Annotated in this window: 15 protein-coding genes; 8 read left to right on the forward strand and 7 right to left on the reverse strand. The window is 72.0% G+C overall.

All coding sequences use genetic code 11. The features are described from left to right. Positions 1-55 precede the first annotated feature (55 nt). The 3 genes from gltB to pyk all read left to right on the forward strand — a co-directional run bounded on the left by gltB (position 56) and on the right by pyk (position 7616). Entirely contained in the window at positions 56-4615 is a 4560-nt protein-coding gene (gltB, locus tag NHG27_RS14415; RefSeq protein WP_497016744.1) for a glutamate synthase large subunit, read from the forward strand. After that, complete coding sequence (locus tag NHG27_RS14420; protein WP_497016745.1) at positions 4608-6074, forward strand: glutamate synthase subunit beta; 1467 nt, start codon at positions 4608-4610, stop codon at positions 6072-6074. Before gltB ends, NHG27_RS14420 begins: the two co-directional genes overlap by 8 nt. 117 nt (positions 6075-6191) lie before the next feature. After that, entirely contained in the window at positions 6192-7616 is a 1425-nt protein-coding gene (gene pyk / locus NHG27_RS14425; RefSeq protein WP_193721221.1) for a pyruvate kinase, read from the forward strand. 216 nt (positions 7617-7832) lie between these two features. Here the strand turns inward: pyk and NHG27_RS14430 are convergent, their stop codons facing one another. The 7 genes from NHG27_RS14430 to NHG27_RS14460 form a co-directional block, all read right to left on the reverse strand. Continuing rightward, positions 7833-8462: a LysE family transporter gene (locus NHG27_RS14430; RefSeq protein WP_497016746.1), complete on the reverse strand. Its 630-nt coding sequence runs from the start codon at positions 8460-8462 to the stop codon at positions 7833-7835. A 186-nt stretch (positions 8463-8648) separates the two neighbouring features. Then, on the reverse strand, positions 8649-9305 hold the full coding sequence (locus NHG27_RS14435; protein ID WP_497016747.1) for a hypothetical protein: 657 nt from the start codon (positions 9303-9305) through the stop codon (positions 8649-8651). 50 nt (positions 9306-9355) lie between these two features. Further along, positions 9356-10489 (reverse strand): hypothetical protein, encoded by a 1134-nt coding sequence (locus NHG27_RS14440; RefSeq protein WP_193721218.1) that lies wholly within the window; start codon positions 10487-10489, stop codon positions 9356-9358. Then, positions 10486-10902, reverse strand: a complete 417-nt coding sequence (locus NHG27_RS14445) for a M78 family metallopeptidase domain-containing protein (protein WP_497016748.1) — start codon at positions 10900-10902, stop codon at positions 10486-10488. The genes NHG27_RS14440 and NHG27_RS14445 overlap by 4 nt, the downstream gene beginning before the upstream one ends. Continuing rightward, positions 10899-11336, reverse strand: a complete 438-nt coding sequence (locus NHG27_RS14450) for an XRE family transcriptional regulator (RefSeq protein WP_193721216.1) — start codon at positions 11334-11336, stop codon at positions 10899-10901. Before NHG27_RS14450 ends, NHG27_RS14445 begins: the two co-directional genes overlap by 4 nt. 417 nt (positions 11337-11753) lie before the next feature. Then, a complete protein-coding gene (gene nrdI / locus NHG27_RS14455) occupies positions 11754-12224 on the reverse strand; it encodes a class Ib ribonucleoside-diphosphate reductase assembly flavoprotein NrdI (protein WP_497016749.1) in 471 nt (156 codons plus the stop codon). A 281-nt stretch (positions 12225-12505) separates the two neighbouring features. Beyond that, positions 12506-14167, reverse strand: a complete 1662-nt coding sequence (locus NHG27_RS14460; RefSeq protein ID WP_497016750.1) for an FAD-dependent oxidoreductase — start codon at positions 14165-14167, stop codon at positions 12506-12508. A gap of 116 nt (positions 14168-14283) precedes the next feature. Between NHG27_RS14460 and NHG27_RS14465 the strand changes: the two genes are divergently transcribed. From NHG27_RS14465 to NHG27_RS14485, 5 genes are all read left to right on the forward strand, one after another. Further along, complete coding sequence (locus NHG27_RS14465) at positions 14284-14910, forward strand: TetR/AcrR family transcriptional regulator (protein ID WP_497016751.1); 627 nt, start codon at positions 14284-14286, stop codon at positions 14908-14910. A gap of 423 nt (positions 14911-15333) precedes the next feature. Continuing rightward, positions 15334-15966 (forward strand): hypothetical protein, encoded by a 633-nt coding sequence (locus NHG27_RS14470; protein WP_497016752.1) that lies wholly within the window; start codon positions 15334-15336, stop codon positions 15964-15966. A 96-nt stretch (positions 15967-16062) separates the two neighbouring features. After that, positions 16063-18453 carry a glycoside hydrolase family 3 C-terminal domain-containing protein gene (locus NHG27_RS14475; protein ID WP_497016753.1) on the forward strand — a complete coding sequence of 797 codons (2391 nt, stop codon included), beginning with the start codon at positions 16063-16065 and terminating at the stop codon, positions 18451-18453. Positions 18454-18499: 46 nt separating this feature from the next. After that, positions 18500-19207, forward strand: coding sequence for a GtrA domain-containing protein (locus NHG27_RS14480; RefSeq protein WP_497016758.1), 708 nt, complete (start codon positions 18500-18502; stop codon positions 19205-19207). Positions 19208-19218: 11 nt separating this feature from the next. Beyond that, the coding region (locus tag NHG27_RS14485; RefSeq protein WP_497016754.1) for a glycosyltransferase family 2 protein at positions 19219-19893 on the forward strand (675 nt) is incomplete at its 3' end.

Here is a 19893-nt window from a genome sequence, read left to right on the forward strand (position 1 = left end):
CCCCAAGTTGGATCAAAGCCCGGCCCATGGCCGGGCGCCTGTGAGGACGGTGTTGATGACCACGCCGCTGCACCGGGCCGCTGCGCCTTCGGCACAGGGCCTGTACGACCCTGTGGCCGAGCACGACGCGTGCGGCGTCGCCTTCGTGGCGACGCTGCGCGGCACACCCGGACGAGACATCGTTGACGCGGGGCTCACGGCCCTGCTCAACCTGGACCACCGCGGCGCCGTCGGCGCCGAGGAGAACAGCGGTGACGGGGCAGGCATCCTGACCCAGATCCCCGACGCCTTCGTGCGGGACGTCGTCGACGTCGACCTGCCGCCCGCAGGCCACTACGCCATCGGCATGGCCTTCCTGCCGCAGGACCCCGTCGCCGCGGCCGAGACGGTCCGGCAGGTCGAGGCCATCGCGGCCGAGGAGAAGCTCGTCGTCCTCGCCTGGCGAGACGTCCCCGTCACCGCGGACCTCGTCGGACCGAGCGCGCGCGCCTCGATGCCCAGCTTCCGGCAGATCGTCGTCGCGGACCTGACGCGCGAGCTGTCGGGCCTCGACCTGGACCGCCGGACCTACCGGCTGCGCAAGCGGGCCGAGCACGAGCTCGGCCTGTTCTTCGCGTCGTTGTCCTCACGCACGCTCACCTACAAGGGCATGCTGACGGTCGCGCAGCTCGAGCCGTTCTTCCCGGACCTCTCCGACCCGCGCTACGCGAGCGAGCTGGTCCTGGTGCACTCGCGCTTCTCGACCAACACGTTCCCGTCCTGGCCACTCGCCCAGCCGTTCCGCATGATCGCGCACAACGGCGAGATCAACACGGTGCGGGGCAACCGCAACTGGATGGCCGCCCGCCAGGGCATGCTGGAGAGCGACCGGCTCGGCGACCTCGCCCCGCTGCTGCCCGTCTGCTCGGAGGGGTCGAGCGACTCCGCGAGCTTCGACGAGGTGCTCGAGCTCCTGCACCTGTCGGGACGCTCGCTGCCGCACGCGGTCCTCATGATGGTCCCCGAGGCGTGGGAGAACCACGCCGAGATGGACCCGGACCGCAAGGCCTTCTACGAGTACCACTCCACGCTCATGGAGCCGTGGGACGGACCCGCCTGCCTGAACTTCACCGACGGCACCCTCATCGGCGCCGTGCTGGACCGCAACGGGCTACGCCCGGGCCGGTACTGGGTGACCGAGGACGGGCTCGTCGTCCTGGCGTCCGAGGCCGGGGTCCTCGACCTCGACCCCGCGACGATCGTGCGCAAGGGCCGCCTCGAGCCGGGCCGCATGTTCCTGGTCGACACCGGCCAGGGCCGCATCATCGAGGACGACGAGATCAAGGGGCAGCTCGCCGCGCAGCGTCCGTACGCGCAGTGGGTCGCCGACAACTCGGTCTACCTCGACCGCATGCCCGAGCGCGAGCACGTCGCGCACAGCCCGGCGTCGGTGCAGCGTCGTCAGCGCGCGTTCGGCTACACCGAGGAGGAGCTGCGGATCCTGCTCACCCCCATGGCGAACACGGGCGCGGAGCCCTTGGGCGCCATGGGCACGGACACGCCCATCGCGGTGCTGTCCAGCAGACCCCGGCTGCTGTTCGACTACTTCACGCAGATGTTCGCCCAGGTGACGAACCCTCCGCTCGACGCGATCCGCGAGGAGCTGGTCACCTCGATCGGCGGGGCGATCGGCCCCGAGCCGAACCTCCTGGACGACAGCCCGCTGCACGCCCGCAAGCTCATCCTGCCGTTCCCGGTGCTCGACAACGACGAGCTCGCGAAGATCCTGCGCGTGGACCGGGACCCGGCCCTCGAGGGCATCTTCCGGGCCGTGACGGTCAAGGGTCTCTATCCCGTCAGCGGCGGGGGAGAAGCCCTCCAGGCGCGGCTCGAGGAGATCTTCGCCGAGGTCGACGCGCACGTGGCCGAGGGAGCGAGCTTCATCGTGCTCTCCGACCGCGACTCCAACCAGGAGCTCGCGCCGATCCCGTCGCTGCTCCTGTCCAGCGCGGTCCACCACCACCTGCTGCGTCGGCACACGCGCACCCAGGTCTCGCTCGTCGTCGAGGCCGGCGACATCCGCGAGGTCCACCACGTGGCCCTGCTCATCGGGTACGGGGCGGCTGCGGTCAACCCGTACCTCGCGATGGAGACCGTCGAGGACCTCGCCAAGTCCGGCTTCGTGTCGGTCAGCCCCGAGCGTGCCGTCAAGAACCTCATCAAGGCGCTCGGCAAGGGCGTCCTGAAGGTCATGAGCAAGATGGGCATCTCGACCATCTCCTCCTACCGGGGTGCGCAGGTGTTCGAGGCCCTCGGGCTCTCGCACGAGCTGGTCGCCGACTACTTCGCCGGGACCACGAGCCGCCTCGGCGGCATCGGTCTCGACGTCCTCGCGGCCGAGGTCGCGGCCCGGCACGCGGAGGCCTACCCGGCCTCCGGCAACCACCAGGCGCACGTCCGCCTCACCACGGGCGGCGAGTACCAGTGGCGCCGGGACGGCGAGGAGCACCTCTTCGACCCGGAGACGGTCTTCCGCCTGCAGCACGCGACGCGCGAGCGCCGCTACGACGTGTTCCGCCAGTACACCCAGCGGGTCGACGACCAGTCGACACGTCTGATGACGCTGCGCGGCCTCCTGGAGTTCCAGGAGGGGCAGCGCCCGGCGCTGTCGGTCGACGAGGTCGAGCCCGTCAGCGAGATCGTCAAGCGGTTCAACACCGGCGCGATGTCCTACGGCTCCATCTCGGCCGAGACGCACGAGACCCTCGCGATCGCGATGAACCGGCTCGGCGGCCGGTCCAACACGGGCGAGGGCGGCGAGGAGCCGGAGCGCCTGTACGACCCGGAGCGCCGCTCGAGGGTCAAGCAGATCGCGTCGGGCCGCTTCGGCGTGACCTCGGAGTACCTGACGAACGCGGACGACATCCAGATCAAGCTCGCTCAGGGCGCCAAGCCCGGCGAGGGCGGTCAGCTGCCCGGCCACAAGGTCTACCCGTGGATCGCCCGGACGCGTCACTCGACGCCGGGCGTGGGGCTCATCTCCCCGCCGCCGCACCACGACATCTACTCGATCGAGGACCTGGCGCAGCTCATCCACGACGCCAAGAACGCGAACCCGTCGGCCCGTGTGCACGTCAAGCTCGTGAGCGAGTTCGGCGTGGGCACGGTCGCGACGGGCGTGTCCAAGGCGCACGCGGACGTCGTCCTCATCTCGGGGCACGACGGCGGGACGGGCGCGAGCCCGCTCACGTCGCTCAAGCACGCGGGCACCCCGTGGGAGCTCGGCCTGGCCGAGACCCAGCAGACGCTCGTGCTGAACAACCTGCGCGACCGCATCGTGGTCCAGGTCGACGGCCAGATGAAGACGGGCCGCGACGTCGTGATCGGCGCGCTGCTCGGCGCGGAGGAGTTCGGTTTCGCGACGGCCCCCATGGTCGTCTCGGGCTGCGTCATGATGCGCGTGTGCCACCTGGACACCTGTCCGGTCGGTGTCGCGACCCAGAACCCCGAGCTCCGTGCCCGCTTCACGGGCAAGCCGGAGTTCGTCGTGAACTTCTTCGAGTTCATCGCCGAGGAGGTGCGCGAGCACCTGGCGCGGCTCGGGTTCCGCTCGATCGAGGAGGCTGTCGGCCACGTCGAGGCGCTGGACACCCGCAAGGCGGTCGAGCACTGGAAGGCGCAGGGGCTCGACCTCGGGCCCGTCCTGGAGAGGCCGCAGCCGGTCGAGGGGGCGTCGCTGCGCAACACGACGACGCAGGACCACGGCCTCGACCGGGCGCTCGACAACCAGCTCATCACGCTGGCGACCGACGCGCTCGAGGACCGTGAGCCCGTCCGCATCGCGCTGCCGATCCGCAACGTCAACCGCACCGTGGGCACCATGCTCGGCCACGAGGTGACCAAGCGGTACGGCGGCGAGGGGCTGGCCGACGACACGATCGACGTCTCCCTCACGGGGTCGGCCGGTCAGTCGATGGGGGCCTTCCTCCCGCGCGGCATCACGCTGCGGCTGTTCGGCGACGCCAACGACTACGTCGGCAAGGGGTTGTCGGGCGGACGCATCATCGTCCGGCCGGACCGTGCCGCGGTCCTCACGGGATCGAGCAACGTGGTCGCGGGCAACGTGATCGGGTACGGCGCCACGTCCGGGCAGATCTTCCTGCGCGGTCTCGTGGGCGAGCGGTTCGCGGTCCGCAACTCGGGGGCGACGCTGGTCGTGGAGGGCGTGGGCGACCACGGCCTCGAGTACATGACCGGTGGGTCCGTCGTGATCCTCGGACCGACCGGCCGCAACCTGGGTGCGGGCATGTCGGGAGGGACGGCCTACGTGCTCGACCTGCGCCCGCAGGCGATGAACACGTCGGGCGTGGCCTCGGGCGAGCTGCTGCTCGACCCGCTCGACGACGCGGACGCCGCGCTGGTCGAGGGCCTGGTCCGCACGCACCTCGAGGAGACCGGCTCGCCGATCGCGGCCGAGCTGCTCGAGGACTTCGACGCGGCTCGCGCTCGCTTCACGCGCATCCTGCCGGCCGAGTTCGCCCGCGTGCGCAAGGCGCTCGCGCAGGCCGAGCTCGACGGGCTCGATCCCGCCGCCCCGGGCGTGTGGGACCAGATCTTGGAGGTGGCCCGTGGCTGATCCCCGCGGATTCCTGAAGGTGCGGGAGCGTGAGCTCCCGCCCAACCGTCCGGTCGAGGTCCGTCTGCGGGACTGGCGCGACGTGCACGAGCACCTGGTCGAGGGGCAGCCGTTCCTCAAGGAGCAGGCGGGGCGCTGCATGGACTGCGGCATCCCGTTCTGCCACCAGGGCTGCCCGCTCGGGAACCTCATCCCCGAGTGGAACGACCTGGTGTGGCGCGACCAGTGGGCGGAGGCCAGCGAGCGGCTGCACGAGACGAACAACTTCCCGGAGTTCACGGGGCGCGTGTGCCCGGCCCCGTGCGAGTCGAGCTGCGTGCTGGGCATCAACCAGCCGGCCGTGACGATCAAGAACGTCGAGGTCTCGATCATCGACGAGGCGTTCGAGCGCGGGCTCGTCACGCCGCACGTGCCGCAGCGCCTCACGGGCTCGACCGTGGCGGTCGTCGGCTCGGGCCCTGCCGGGCTCGCGGCGGCGCAGCAGCTCACGCGGGCCGGCCACACGGTCGTCGTCTACGAGCGCGACGCCGCGATCGGCGGCCTGCTGCGGTTCGGCATCCCGGACTTCAAGCTCGAGAAGATGCACATCGACCGTCGCCTCGCGCAGATGGAGGCCGAGGGCACGCGCTTCCGCCCGGGCGTGGAGATCGGTACGGACATCACCTGGGACGAGCTGCGTCGTCGGTTCGACGCCGTCGTCCTCGCGACCGGGGCCACGATCCCGCGCGCGCTGCAGGTGCCGGGCAACGACCTGGACGGTGTCCACTTCGCCATGGAGTTCCTGCACCAGGCCAACACGGTCGTCGCGGGCGGCACGGTCGAGGACCAGATCGTCGCGACGGGCAAGGACGTCATCATCATCGGTGGCGGCGACACCGGGTCCGACTGCCTGGGCACGTCGCTGCGTCAGGGCGCGAGGAGCGTCACGACCCTCGCGATCGGCAAGCAGCCGCCGCGCGAGCGTGCCTCGAGCCAGCCCTGGCCGACCGACCCGATCCTCTTCGAGGTCTCGTCCTCGCACGAGGAGGGCGGTGAGCGGGCGTACCTGGCCTCGACCGTCGAGTTCCTCGCGGGCGAGGACGGCCGCGTGCGGGCGCTCGTCGTCGCGGAGACCGAGTACCTCCCCGACGGGCGACGGGTCCCCAAGCCCGGCACCGAGCGCGAGATCCCTGCCGATCTCGTCCTCGTGGCCATGGGCTTCACGGGACCGGAGACGGACACGCTCTCGGCCCAGTCCGACATCGGGCTGACGACGCGCGGGCTCGTGGCGCGGGGCGACGACTTCGCGGCCACCACGCCGGGTGTCTTCGTCGCGGGCGACGCGGGTCGCGGTCAGTCGCTCATCGTGTGGGCGATCGCCGAGGGACGTGCCGCGGCGGCGTCGGTCGACGCGTACCTGCAGGGCAGCAGCGAGCTGCCCGCTCCGGTGCGCGCGTCGACCGTGTCGCTGAGAGCATGACAGGACAGTGAGACGCGCCCCGGCGTCCGTCAGGACGTCGGGGTGGAGACGGGGCCCAGGCAGGGGCCCGAAGCGGTCCGGTTCCGCCGGACACGAAGGAACAACGAGGCTGGAGAAATGCGCAGAGCAAAGATCGTTTGCACCATCGGACCCGCGACCGAGTCGAAGGAGCAGCTCCGGGCGCTCGTCGACGCCGGGATGGACGTGGCGCGGATCAACCGCAGCCACGGCAGCGCCGAGGAGCACGCAGCCGTCTATCACGGCGTGCGCGAGGCAGCCGAGGCGTCGGGCCGTTCGGTCGCGGTGCTCGTCGACCTCCAGGGGCCGAAGATCCGCCTGGGCCGCTTCGGCGGCGACGAGAAGCACTGGCTCAACGAGGGTGACACGTTCACCATCACGACCGAGGACGTCGTCGGCACCAAGGAGCTCGTCTCCACGACGCACAAGGGCCTGCCGGGCGACGCTCGCGTCGGCGACCCCATCCTCATCGACGACGGCAAGGTGCTCGTCCGCGTCACCGCCGTCGAGGGCCCGCGCGTCGTGACGCGCGTCGAGGTCGCCGGCCCGGTGTCGAACAACAAGGGTCTCAACCTCCCGGGCGTCGCGGTCTCCGTGCCGGCGCTGTCCGAGAAGGACCGCGACGACCTGCGCTGGGCTCTTCGCCTGGGTGCGGACCTCATCGCGCTGTCGTTCGTGCGTTCGGCTGCGGACTTCGACGACGTCAAGGCGATCATGGACGAGGAGGGCCGCACGGTCCCCGTCATCGCGAAGATCGAGAAGCCGCAGGCTGTCGAGAACCTCGCCGAGATCGTCGACGCGTTCGACGGTGTCATGGTCGCGCGTGGTGACCTCGCGGTCGAGCTGCCGCTCGAGCAGGTCCCGCTCGTGCAGAAGCGCATCGTCGAGATGGCTCGCCGCAACGCCAAGCCGGTCATCGTCGCGACGCAGGTCCTGGAGTCCATGACGAACTCGCCGCGCCCCACGCGCGCCGAGGCGTCGGACTGCGCGAACGCCGTCCTGGACGGGGCCGACGCGGTCATGCTCTCGGGCGAGACGAGCGTGGGCGACTTCCCGATCCTCACGGTCGAGACGATGGCCCGCATCATCGAGGCGACCGAGGAGGCCGGCCGCGAGCGCATGGCGCCGCTCGGCTCGACCCCGCACACGCGTGGTGGCGCCATCACGCGCGCCGCGGCGGAGATCGGTGAGATCCTCGGCGCGAAGTACCTCGCGACGTTCACGCAGTCGGGTGACTCGGCGCGCCGCATGTCGCGTCTGCGTTCGGCGATCCCGCTGCTCGCGTTCACGCCGCGTGAGCACGTGCGCAACGTCCTGTCGCTCTCGTGGGGCACCCAGACCTACCAGGTCCCCGAGGTGCAGAACACGGACGCGATGGTCAGCCAGGTCGACACGACCCTGCAGGCCAACGGTCTCGCCGAGGTCGGCGACCTCGTGGTCGTCGTCTCGGGTGCGCCCGTGGGCCAGCCGGGTACGACGAACTCGATCCTCGTGCACCGGATCGGTGACAGCACGGACGTCTGATCCGCGCTGACTCCTCGACGACGGCCCCGGTGGTCGGTCGCGCTCCTCGCGCGGCCGGCCACCGGGGCCTCGTCGTTCCTGCCCGACGGCGGCGCCCGCCCTCCGGGGACCGGGCTGCCCCGTGTCCTGCGGTCGGCGGTCGTGAGGCACGACCCGGCACGCGTCGCCGTGCGGTGACGCCTCGGGGGCGGGTGCGCGGCTGCTCCGTGCGGGCCGTCAGGCCCCGATCGCCAGGTGCACCGCGAGGCCCAGGATCACGAGTCCGCCGACGGCCGCGGTCACGCGCTGGCCGGTGTCGTTGGTCAGCGCGCGCCCGAGCACCGCGCCGCCTCCCGCGACGACCATCTGCCAGCTCGCGGACGCGAGGAACGCCGCAGCGACGAACACGGCCCGCTCGGGCCCGGTCGCGTCGGGGCTCAGTGCCCCGCCCGCGACGAGCACCGCGAAGTAGACGACGGTCGCGGGGTTGACCAGGGTCAGCCCGAGGAGCGTCGCGTAGGCGCGCACGGGAGTGGTGTCGCTCGTCGCGGGGCGGGGTGTGGCGCCGTCGGGCAGGACGCGCTGGAGCGCGGGGCGGAACGTGCGCCAGGCGAGGAACGCGAGGACCGCGACCGACGCCCACGTGAGCGGCGTGCGGACCGTCGCGACGAGCGGGGCGACGAACGCGCCCGCGACCACGGCGATCGTGGCGTAGATGCCGTCGGCCGTCGCGGTCCCCAGGCCTGCGGCGGCGCCCACGGTGAAGCGCGTGCGCGCCGTGAGCGTCACGAGGTAGACCGCGATGGCACCTACGGGGATCGCGATCGCGTACCCGGCGACGAGTCCCGCGACGAGTGCGGCCGTCATCGGGACGGGCGGTGTCGCCGGGTCGGGGGGGCCTGCTGTCGGCCCGCAGGTCGCACGGTAGCGGCGTACGGGTGCGGGGCGGGCGTCGTCGGCATGGATCGAGGATCACCCCTGGGAGCCGGGTCGTCAAGGGTTCCGGGAGGCCCGACGGCGCCGCCGGCCCGGGCGTACGGTGGCGGCTCCGGGTCAGCCCACGAGCAGCGCGGCGGCCCCCGCACCGACGACCGCGCCCAGTGCGAGCCCGGTGACGACCTCGGGGCGGGTGTGGTCGCGCACGCCGAGCCGGGCCAGACCCACGACCACGGCCACGGCGAGCAGCCCGGCCGCGAGGCACCACGAGAGCGTCGTCGCGACGCCTGCCGCGACCGAGAACACCCCCGTGTGGACCGACGCCCGGACGACGGGGGTCACGAGCGCGAGGGCCACGACCCCCGCGAGGTACGCCGTGAGGAGCGCGGGCAGCAGGGGCGGTGCGCCCGTGAGGTGCAGGACGACGATGGCCGTGACCTCGATGACGACGAGCCCCGCGAAGACGACCATGCGCTGGGCCCGCGGGCGCACGTGCCGGGACTCGAGGACCCGCAGGCGCGCCAGACCGTGCACGAACAGGTACGGCAGCCCGCCGCACAGGAGCACGGCGAGCACCACGTGACCCAGGCCCGCGAGACCGGGGGAGGCGTACAGGGCCGTCGCGAGGACCAGCGCGGCGACCGTGTACCCGGGCGCGAGGACCTCGGTCACGACGACGGCCCACCGAGGGTGCTGGGCGGCGGGGAGCGTGCCGGCGGCCGGCGCGGCCGGCGCGGGAGGGGTGGGCGGCGCGGCGGGGGCAGGGTGGGACATGGCTCTCCGGGTGCGGCGGGGGGTGTACGGGCGGGCGTCGTCGGCGCGTGTCAGGGGTGGTCGGCCGGTGCGCCCGGTCGGCCGTGGGCGTCGCCGCTGCCGTCGTGGCCGAGGACTGCCACCAGGACGTCCGCGCGCCGCGACGGGGTCTGCTCGCGGAACGCGCGACCCAGGTGGCGCAGGGACTCGTCGTCGCTGACCCATGCACCCCAGTCGGCCGGGGTCGGCGGCCGGTCGTCCATCCCGCGCCGGGTCGCGGCGAGGTCGATCTGCAGGGCGCGCAGGACGTGCTCGGGCGCCTCGCCGACGGTGCGGCGGACGCGGTCCGCGTCCTGCGGCTCGGAGTAGTGGGCGAGCGCCGCCAGGGCGTCCATGATCTCGATCGTGCGGTGGTACTCCGCGACCTCGGGCCGGACGGCGGGCAGACGGGACTCCGCGACGGTGTCGACGAGGTGGGCGTGCAGGGCGTCCAGGTCCGCTCGTCGGCTCCGGCGGGTGCGGGCCGCGGTGAGCAGGTGCCCCATGATCCCGACCGTGAGCAGCAGGCTCGCCGCGGCGATGAGGTACCGGGTGCGGATCCCGAGGAAGCGGTACGGCTCGGCGGCGCCCGGCTCCAGCATGATCACGTTGACGACGCTGCACAGCGCCCACAGGACGCCGACGAACGCCCCGGCCGCGGCCAGGTCCATGCCCCACCGCCCGCCGCGAGGCCGCTCGCCGCGGGCCCGCAGGGTCGAGACGCCGAACGTCGCCGTCGCCCAGAGGAACGCGCCGTAGTAGGCGGCCCAGTACAGGGCCATCCAGGGCTTGCCCGCGGTCTGGAAGTCGAGGTCGCGGCGCTCCCAGGGGCCGTTGAGCACGAACACCACGACGAGCACGCCCACCATGGTCAGGACGCCCGTGACGACGTGGCGGGGTCGGGGGCGTCGGCCCTGGGTGCCCTGGACCCACGCGGCGATGCACAGGCAGCCCGCGACGAGGAGCGCGTGCTTGGCGACCTCGTGGACCCCGGCCGGGGCGCTCGTCAGCATCGCGGACTCGACCGTGTCGATCCGCAGCGCCGAGGCGGCCGCGACGAGCCCGAGCCCCCAGGTGATCGCGCGGTCCCCGTCGAGGTGGGAGCGGTGCCGGACGGCGGTCCAGGCCGCGGCCCCGGCGAACAGGAGGAAGGCGATCTCGGTCACCGGTAGCGCTCCATCCCGGCGAGCCGGTGCCCGACGCCGCCCGTGGCCTCGATCGACATCATGAGCTCGCTCGCGAGGAGCTCCGCGCGGTGCTCGACGGGGTCCTCGTAGCGGTTGCGCCACTGCGGACCGGGCGCAGGTGCCGAGGGGTCGGCGCACGCGTCGAGGATGTGGACGAGCTCGTGGGCGATGATGTGGCGCCGGTGGTGCGCGGAGAGCGCGGCCTGGGGGCTCACGACGATCGTCTCGGCGTCCGGCCGGCTGAGCCACAGGCCGGACACGCCCTCGCCGAGCGGGGCGTCGACGACGTCGACGGGCCGCCCGCGCAGGCTTGCGACGATCTCGCGGGCCTCGTCGATGGTGCTCGCGCGGTCGAGGCCCGCCGAGGTGAGCCACGCGCGATGGTCCGTCACGGTTCGTCGGCCGGCTCGACGGCGGGCAGGGACTGCATGCGCCGCATCTGGTCGAGGAGCTGGGTCACGGCGCGCACGTTCTCGGCGGACAGGCCCTCGGCGCGCATCGCGAAGGCCTCGACGCCGTGGTCCGACAGGGCCAGGCGGAGGTCCTTCTTGGGGTCCTCGCCCGTGTCCAGGAGGTCCTTGGGCTCGACGCCGAAGTACGCGGCGAGGCCTTCGATGATGCGCAGCGAGGGCGAGGTGCGGTGCCCGCCGCGCAGCGCGCTCAGGTACGCCTCCTTGACGGCGTAGCCGTGCTCGGTCATCCAGGTCGCGACCTCGCGGTTGGTCGCGCCGCGTCCGGCGCGCTGCCTCTTCGCGAACAGCTCGTTCAGCCGGTGCTGGAACGCGCGGCTGAGTCGCTCTCCCGGGGGGTTCTCATGTGTCGTCACGCTTCGATTGTCCCAGGATCGTGGGCGTGCTGGCAGCAGGTGGGGACACGTGGCGGCGGGTCGTGGCTCCGTGCCCGACGGCGTCGCGCGGCCTGGTCTGCCGGGTGGGAGGAGGCACGGGGGCGGGTGGGTACCGTCTCCACGGCGTGCCGCCGTGACTCAGCCGTGACTCAGCCGTGACGTGGCGGCGGGGTGCGGCCCGGATGTGCATGTGGTGGAGTTCACATGAGAGGTCTCTCATCTGTTGGTGCATCGGCACCGCAACGGCGTTGCCCTCAGTAGAGTACGAGGTGTCGCTGCTCGTGACGGTCGAGGCCTTGGGGGTCGTGCGTCCCGTCACGGCGCGGCGGCCCGGCGCCTCCGGGGGAGCAGGGGGTCCTCGGACGGCGCCGGGGCCGGTCCGGCTCCGGTGCGCGTCTACCGCGAGCCGCGGACGCCACCCGAGGCCCCCGACGCGAGCCGTGCGTGCTCCGCGGTCAGCGCCAGGTCCAGGTCGTCGAGGATGCGGCGCGCCTCCTCGACGTCCCACGACGTGCCCTGCAGCTCGAACTCGAAGAGCACAGGACGCCCCGACGTGCGCGCGATCTGCCGGCACGCCGCCTGGTAGTGCTCACCGAAGTTCCTGTTCCCCGATCCCATGACCCCCACGAGGCGGCGCCGCGCGAGCGGGCTCGAGAGGAAGCGGCGCACGGGCTCGGGGATCGTGTCGTTGTCGACGTTGCCCGTCTTGTAGGACGGGGTGAGCAGCACCCAGGGGCCCGCGGGCACCGAACGACGGACCTCGCGCTCGCTCAGGTCGAACACCTCGCGGCCGAGCCGCTGCGCGAACGAGCGCACCATGCCCGACGCCGACGAGTAGAAGTAGACCGCAGTCCGTACCGGGCTCACCCAGGCGGACCGCAGCATCCCTTCCCCCGCGCCCGGAGCCGCACCCGGACCCGCGGACGGCTCGGGTACGAGCCGTGGCCGGAAGGGGCGGGAGGGACGGACGGCGTCGGGCACGGGGGAGCGCTCCTCTGTTCGGGGGGACGCCTCCAGTCGACACCGGAGAGGTGCGGTCGCGCCAGAGCCCAAGGTCCCGAGCCTGGCGAGGGACCCGAGCGGGGCTCCTGACGACGGGCGGACCTCGGTCCGGTGCGCCCCCTCGGGGGCGGGGGCGCACCGGACGGTCAGGGGGTCGAGGCCAGGACGGCCCGGCGCGCGGCGTGGCGGGCGCCGAGGTAGCCGAACACGACGGCGGGTCCGATCGTGGAGCCGGGGCCGGGGTAGGTGCGACCGGTGACCGCGGCCGTCGAGTTCCCGGCGGCGTAGAGCCCGGGGACCGGCGTGAGGTCCTCGCGGAGCGCCGCTCCGTGCTCGTCGGTGAGGAGGCCCCCCTTGGTGCCCAGGTCGCCCGGCACGATCTTCACGGCCGTGAACGGGCCCTTCTCGATCGGGCCGAGGTTGGGGTTCGGTCTGACCCCGGGGTCGCCGTAGTAGCGGTCGTAGAGCGAGTCGCCACGGTGGAAGTCCTCGTCGACGCCCGAGCGGGCGAAGCCGTTGAACCTCTCGACGGTCGCCGCGAGGTTCTCCGGCGCGATGTGCAGCAGCCGGGCGAGGTCCTCGAGCGTGTCCGCGACGACGAGCGTGCCGGCCTTCTCGAGCTTCTTGGTCCCCGACGGTGCGATCGTGAACAGGTACTTGCGGCGGGCCCGGGCGTCCAGGACGAGCCAGGACGGGATCGACGGCGTGGCGCTGTCGTGCTCGAGCATGGCGTGGCCGAAGTCGATGTAGCTCGCCGACTCGTTGGTGTACCGCCGACCCTCCTGGTCCACCAGGATGCTGTAGGGCATGCTGCGCTCGCTCAGCACGAACCCGTTCATGCCGCCCTCGACGGGGACGCCGGCTCCCCACCACGCGTCGTCCATGAGGGCCAGGGTCCCGCCGGCCGCGACGCCGGCCTCGATCCCGGTCCCGAGGTCGCCGTCGGCGGCTGCGCTCCACCCGGGGACGCCGTGGTACTTCTCGCGCCACTCGGTGCGGTGGGCGAACCCGCCCGCCGCGACGACGACCCCGCCCCGGGTGCGAACCGTCCGGGGGCCCGCCGGGCCGCCGAGCAGCGCCCCGACGACGGCGTCGTCCTCGACCACGAGCTCGACGAGCGGCGTGCTCAGCAGCACGGGCGTGCCCTGGTCCCGCACGACCTGCATGAGCGAGCACACGAGCGCTGCGCCGATGCCGGCGGGACGCTGCCCGCGCACCAGGCTGCCGAGGGTACGTCCGACGAACCGGGCGCCGCGGACGAACCCGCTGGCGGACGACCAGGCCCGGGCGAGGAGCCACACGTCGTCGGTCCGCAGGGGGAGCGGCATGCCGCCGTCGGTCATGCGGGAGTACTTGATCCACGAGCCGAGGCGACGGGTGTCGAAGGCGCGGGCCTCGATGCTGCGTCCCACCATCCCGCCGGGCTGCTCGGGGTAGTAGTCCGGGTAGTCGGTCGCGCGGACCCAGCGCACGCCGTGCTTCTCGAGGCTCGTGACGACCTCCGGCACGGCCTCGACGAACGCTCGCTTGCGCTCGGGAGACGTCGCGGGTCCCGCGTCCTCGACCACCGCGTCGAGGTACGTCAGAGCCTTCTCGACCGAGTCGTCCACGCCGTCGCGCGCCATGAGCGGATTGGCGGGCATCCACAGGCCGCCCCCGCTGCGCATCGTCGTGCCGCCCCACCGGTCGGTGCCCTCGACCAGGAGGACCTTCGAGCCGGCGTCCGCGGCGGCGATCGCCGCCGAGAGCCCTGCTGCACCGGTCCCGACCACCAGGACATCGATCTCGTCGTCCCACGACCGCTCCATCGCGGCCTCCTCTCGTGCGCGAACACCACGCCTCGGCGAAACCGGAGGGTTATCCTCCGTATCGAGAATCTAGCGGGGGATACGCTGCAGCGGAAGGCCGACCGAGGGGGAAAGAGATGTCCGAGCCCGTCCTGCGCGCCGACGCCCGGCGCAACCGCGACCAGATCGTCGCGGCCGCCGCGTCGTTGTTCGTCGACGTCGGCCCGGACGTCGCGCTCGAGACCGTCGCCCGCGAGGCGGGGGTCGGCATCGCGACGCTCTACCGCCGCTTCCCCGACCGTGAGGCACTCCTGCACGCCGTCCTGGGCGACGCCCTCGGAGGGCTCCTGGCCGACATGCGCTCGGCGCGGGACCGCGAGCCGACGGCGTGGGGCGCCCTCGTCGGAGCGCTCGGCTGGTCGCACCGGCTGCGCGTCGTGCTCGCGCTGACGGCGACGGTCACGCCCCAGGAGTCCGAGGGCCTGCAGCACGACGTCTGGCTCGGAGGCGTCCGCGACGAGCTCGTCGGGCTCGTCGACGCCCTCGTCACCGCGGCCCAGCACGAGGGCAGCCTGCGTGCGGACGTCGCGACCGGCGACGTGATCCTCCTCATGGCGGCCGTGAGCCGCGGGCTCCCGCAGGGCACCGACAGTGCGGCGAACGCCTACGCGCGCGCCCACGCGCTCGTCCTCGACGCGCTGCGTGCGCCCGCGGTCACACGGCTGCCGGGCGTGCCCACCCTGGTCGGCGACCTCCCGCTGTAGGGGACGGGGCGTCGTTCTCGCGGGCGAGGATCCGCCCGCCGCAGGCCGGGTCCGGCGGCCGGGACCGCACGACAGTTTGTGCGTCAGAACCGACAGGTTATGCAAACCGCTCTCCCGCCTCGACGCGAGTGCGCTGTGATGAGTTCGTTATAACCCGCCTGGAGGCGACACGCTGCCGGCGACCGACCGCCGACGTCCGACGTGGACGTGGTCGCGAGCCGGCGTCACCGCGTGCGTGCGGCCGGCGGTGGAGGCGAGCGCCTTCCCCTGCGGTCGCTCTTGGACAGTCGAAGGAGACACACGTGGACCCACGTACGCACCCGGGCGTACCCGAGGCACCGGACACGGGCAGGCGTCCCGCCGTGGCGTGCCCGCGGGTCGACGGTGGAGCCGGACGCCGACTCCCGCAGCGGGGAGGCGCACGTGCGCACGTTCTGGGCTGACTTCTCCGAGCGCCGCCCCACGGTCGCGCAGTTCGTCATGTTCTCGCTCCTGAGCACCGGCATGACCGTGCTCCAGCTCGCGCTGATGCCGCTGTTCAAGTGGGTCCTCACCATGACCCCGCTCGTGGACCAGACGTTCCGAGCCTTCGCCGTGAGCACGAACGCGGACGGATCGACGTTCTTCCTCTTCGACTACGCGGCCGGGCCGCTGCCGACGGGTGGCGGGGGACTCGCGTACTTCCTCGCCGTCCAGATCACGCTGCTCATCGCCCAGGTCATCAACTTCTTCCTCCAGCGCAACATCACGTTCAAGTCGGACACCGACGTCTGGCGGGCGGCGACCTGGTACTTCGTGGCCTACGTGCTCATCACCTTCGCGGCCGCGGCGTTGCAGGGGTTCTACAAGGCGCCGATCTACCAGTGGATGGTGGAGCGCTGGGGGAGCACCGGGGAGGTGGGAGCCGACCTCGTCACGATGATCATCAACGCGCTGATCTCGGTCCTGGTGTACTTCCCGATCCTCAAGATCATCTTCAAGCAGCCGCCAGGGACGGACGCCGACGCGGGTACGGCGGCGCCGATCGACCAGCGCGTCGCCGCCGCGACCCGATAGCCGCGATGCAGGGCCGTCTCCGACCGGTCGGCCTCGACAGAACCCCATCAGTGCACCCACGAGACGACAGCTCGCTGGGGGAACGGAAGCAGGATCATGACGGAAGAACTGACCACGCTCGAGAAGGCCGCACTCCTGAGCGGGGAGAGCGTCTGGGAGACCCGAGCGGTGCCGCGGCACGGTATCCGGTCGCTGTGGCTGTCCGACGGCCCGCACGGCATCCGTAAGCAGACGGGTTCGGCGGACCACCTCGGCCTGGGTGCCTCGCAGCCCGCGACCTGCTTCCCGACGGCGGCAACGGTCGCCAACAGCTGGGACCCCGTCCTCGCACGGTCCGTGGGTGAGGCGCTGGGCGCCGAAGCCGCGGACCAGGGGGTGGACGTGCTGCTCGGCCCCGGTCTGAACGTCAAGCGGAGCCCGCTGTGCGGGCGCAACTTCGAGTACTTCTCCGAGGACCCGCTGCTGTCCGGCCGGCTCGCGGCCGGGTACGTCCGCGGGATCCAGGACCGTGGCGTGGCCGCCTGCCCCAAGCACTTCGCGGCGAACAGCCAGGAGCTGCGCCGCATGACGAGCGACTCCGTGGTCGACGAGCGGACGCTGCGCGAGATCTACCTGACGGGCTTCGAGGTCGTCGTCCGCGAGTCCGCCCCGTACTCGATCATGTCGAGCTACAACCTGCTCAACGGGACGTACGCCAACGAGAACCCCTTCCTGCTCCAGCAGGTCCTGCGCGACGAGTGGGGCTTCGACGGCGCCGTCGTGACCGACTGGGGCGGCGGCAACGACGCGGTCGAGGCCGTCCGTCGTGGCGGCACGCTCGAGATGCCGTCCCCCGGGCTCGACTCGGCGGCCCAGATCGTCGACGCCGTGCAGCGGGGCGACCTCGACGTCGCCGACCTCGACGCGCGCGTCGAGGAGATGAAGACCCTCGTGGGCCGGATCGGTGGGGCGGGCCGCGCGGTCGACCTCGACGCGCACCACGAGCTCGCCCGCACGGTCGCCGAGCAGAGCGCGGTCCTGCTGCGCAACGAGGACCACCTGCTGCCCCTGGCCGCCGGCACGCGGGTCGCCGTCGTGGGCGACTTCGCGGCGACGCCGCGGTACCAGGGTGCTGGGTCCTCGCTCGTCAACCCGACCCGGCTGATCACGGCTCTCGACGCGCTCGGCACCTCGGAGCTCGAGGTCGTCGCGACGGCGCAGGGCTTCACGCGTGGCGGGGTCCCCGACCCTGCGCTGGTCGCCGAGGCCGTCGACGCGGCGCGTGCCGCCGACGTCGTCCTGCTCTACCTGGGCCTCGACGAGATCAGCGAGTCCGAGGGACAGGACCGGTCGCACCTCCGGCTGCCTCCGAGCCAGGTCGAGCTCCTGGCGCGGATCTCCTCGGTCACGAGCCGGATCGTCGTCGTCCTGAGTGCGGGATCTGTCGTCGAGGTGCCGTGGCTCGAGCAGTGCTCGGCCCTCGTGCACGGCTACCTGGGCGGCCAGGGTGGCGCCGAGGGCGTCGTCCGGGTGCTCACGGGCCAGGTGAACCCCTCGGGCCGCCTCGCGGAGACCTACCCGGTCCGGCTCGAGGACACCCCGACGTTCCACTACTACCCCGGCGAGGGGACCGACGCCGAGTACAGGGAAGGCCCCTACGTGGGCTACCGCTACTACTCGACCGTGGGCGTGCCGGTCGCCTTCCCGTTCGGGTTCGGTCTGAGCTACACGACGTTCTCCTACACGGACCTCGAGGTCGACGCCGACGGTGCGTCGTTCACCCTCACCAACACGGGGGACGTCGCGGGCGCCGAGGTCGCACAGCTCTACGTGGGGCGTCAGGACGCCGACGGCGTGCACCGTCCCGTGCGCGAGCTCAAGGGCTTCACCAAGGAGCACCTCGAGCCGGGCGAATCGCGCCGGGTCCGCATCGCGTTCGACCGGTTCACGTTCCGTCACTACTCGACCGTCACGGGCACCTGGGAGACCGAGGGCGGCACGTGGACGATCGCCGTGGGCTCCGACGTCGAGACGGTCCTGCTGTCGACCGAGCACGTCATGGAGGGGACCGCGGGAGTGGACGAGGTCCGCGTCCCGGAGGAGTACCGCACGGGCCGGGTCACGGACGTGCCCGACGACGCGTTCGCCGCTCTCCTGGGCCGTCCCCTGGCGGGCGCCCGTGCCTCCGGACCGCTCGGGGTCAACAGCCCGCTGTCGGACATGAAGGACGCGCGCAGCCCGTTGGCGCGGTTCGCGGCTCGCGAGCTCGCCCGCCGGATCGCCCGTGCGGAGGCCAAGGGCACCCCGGACCTCAACCTCCTCTTCCTGCGCGGGATGCCGTTCCGCGCGATCGCGAAGATGACGAACGGGGCCGTGAGCATGGACATGGTCGGCGCCATCCTCACGATCGTCAACGGTCGGTTCTTCCGCGGCGTCGGGGCCCTGGTCGCAGGGTTCTTCCGGAACCGTCGCTCCACGCGTCGGATGCGGTCCGAGCTCGCGCGCTGAGCCGCGCCCCGGTCCCACCCTCTCCAGCACCCCAGAAAGCGTGGTCATGATGTTCGGTCGGATCTCTCAGGCGTGGGCGGCGTTCGCTGAGCGTCGTCCGGGTCTGTCGCAGTTCTTGATGTTCTTCTTGTTGAGCAATGGTGTGACGGTGCTGCAGCTGGCGTTGATGCCGTTGTTCAAGGCGTTGTTCTCGATGACGGGGTTGGTGGGGACGAGCTTTCAGGTGTTGGCGGTGGGGTCGAACCCGGACGGGTCGGCGTTCTTCGTGTTCGACTACGCGGCGGGGGCGTTGCCTGAGGGTGGTGGGGGGTTGGCGTACTTCCTGGCGGTGCAGATCACGTTGTTGATCGCGCAGGTGATCAACTTCTTCGCGCAGCGCAACGTGACGTTCAAGTCGAACACGAGCGTGTGGCGGGCGGCGTTCTGGTACGTGGTGGCGTACGTGGTGATCACGTTCGCGGCGGCGGCGTTGCAGGGGTTGTACAAGGCGCCGATCTACGAGCTGTTGATCGATGGGTGGGGGCTGGGCAAGACCGGTGAGACGGTGGCCGACATGGTCACGATGATCATCAACAGTGCCCTATCGTTCTGGGTGTTCTTCCCGATCTTCAAGATCATCTTCAAGCGTGACCCCGAGGCGAGCGACCCGGCCGGGCCGGGTGTGCCGGCTGGGCCGGGTGTGCCGGTTGGTGTGCCGGTGGCCGGGGGTCCGGGGGAGTCCTCGTCGTCGGCCCGTGCGGGCCAGGAAGTCTGAAGAGTGCGCTGATGTCCAAGCTGTTGACGATCGTCGTCCCGTGCTACAACTCCGCGGCCTACATGCGTCGCAGCATCGACTCGCTGCTGGTGGGCGGGGACGAGGTCGAGGTCCTGGTCGTGGACGACGGGTCGTGGGACGCGACCGCGCAGATCGCGGACGAGTACGCCCGCGCGTACCCGGGGGTGGTGCGCGCGATCCATCAGGCCAACGGTGGGCACGGGGCCGCGATCAACACGGGCCTGGCGCACGCGCGCGGGCGGTACATCAAGATCGTCGACTCCGACGACTGGCTCGAGGCGGGCGCCTACGCCCAGGTCCTGGACCTGCTGCGCTCCTTCGCCCCCGGTCCCGGTGACGTGGACGTGCTGATCAGCAACTTCGTCTACGAGAAGGTCGACAAGCGCAACAAGACCGCGGTCCGCTACACCAACGCCCTGCCCGCCGGGCGGGTCCTGGGCTGGGACCAGGTCGGGCGCTTCCGCAAGGCCCAGTACATCCTGATGCACTCCCTGATCTACCGCACCGACCTGCTGCGCGAGACCGGGCTGGTCCTGCCCGAGCACACCTTCTACGTCGACAACCTCTACGCCTACGTGCCCCTGCGCGCGGCCCGGCGCCTGTACTACCTCGACGTGGACCTGTACCGGTACTACATCGGGCGCGCGGACCAGTCCGTCAACGAG

Source organism: Oerskovia sp. 140933 (genome assembly GCF_059651515.1).

Excerpts from the sequence above, each read along its gene's own strand:
- gltB (WP_497016744.1), top strand. The coding sequence starts at position 56 with ATGACCACGCCGCTGCACCGGGCCGCTGCGCCTTCGGCACAGGGCCTG.
- pyk (WP_193721221.1), top strand. The coding sequence starts at position 6,192 with ATGCGCAGAGCAAAGATCGTTTGCACCATCGGACCCGCGACCGAGTCG.
- NHG27_RS14430 (WP_497016746.1), bottom strand. The coding sequence starts at position 8,462 with ATGACGGCCGCACTCGTCGCGGGACTCGTCGCCGGGTACGCGATCGCG.
- NHG27_RS14435 (WP_497016747.1), bottom strand. The coding sequence starts at position 9,305 with ATGTCCCACCCTGCCCCCGCCGCGCCGCCCACCCCTCCCGCGCCGGCC.
- NHG27_RS14460 (WP_497016750.1), bottom strand. The coding sequence starts at position 14,167 with ATGGAGCGGTCGTGGGACGACGAGATCGATGTCCTGGTGGTCGGGACC.
- NHG27_RS14465 (WP_497016751.1), top strand. The coding sequence starts at position 14,284 with ATGTCCGAGCCCGTCCTGCGCGCCGACGCCCGGCGCAACCGCGACCAG.
- NHG27_RS14475 (WP_497016753.1), top strand. The coding sequence starts at position 16,063 with ATGACGGAAGAACTGACCACGCTCGAGAAGGCCGCACTCCTGAGCGGG.
- NHG27_RS14480 (WP_497016758.1), top strand. The coding sequence starts at position 18,500 with ATGATGTTCGGTCGGATCTCTCAGGCGTGGGCGGCGTTCGCTGAGCGT.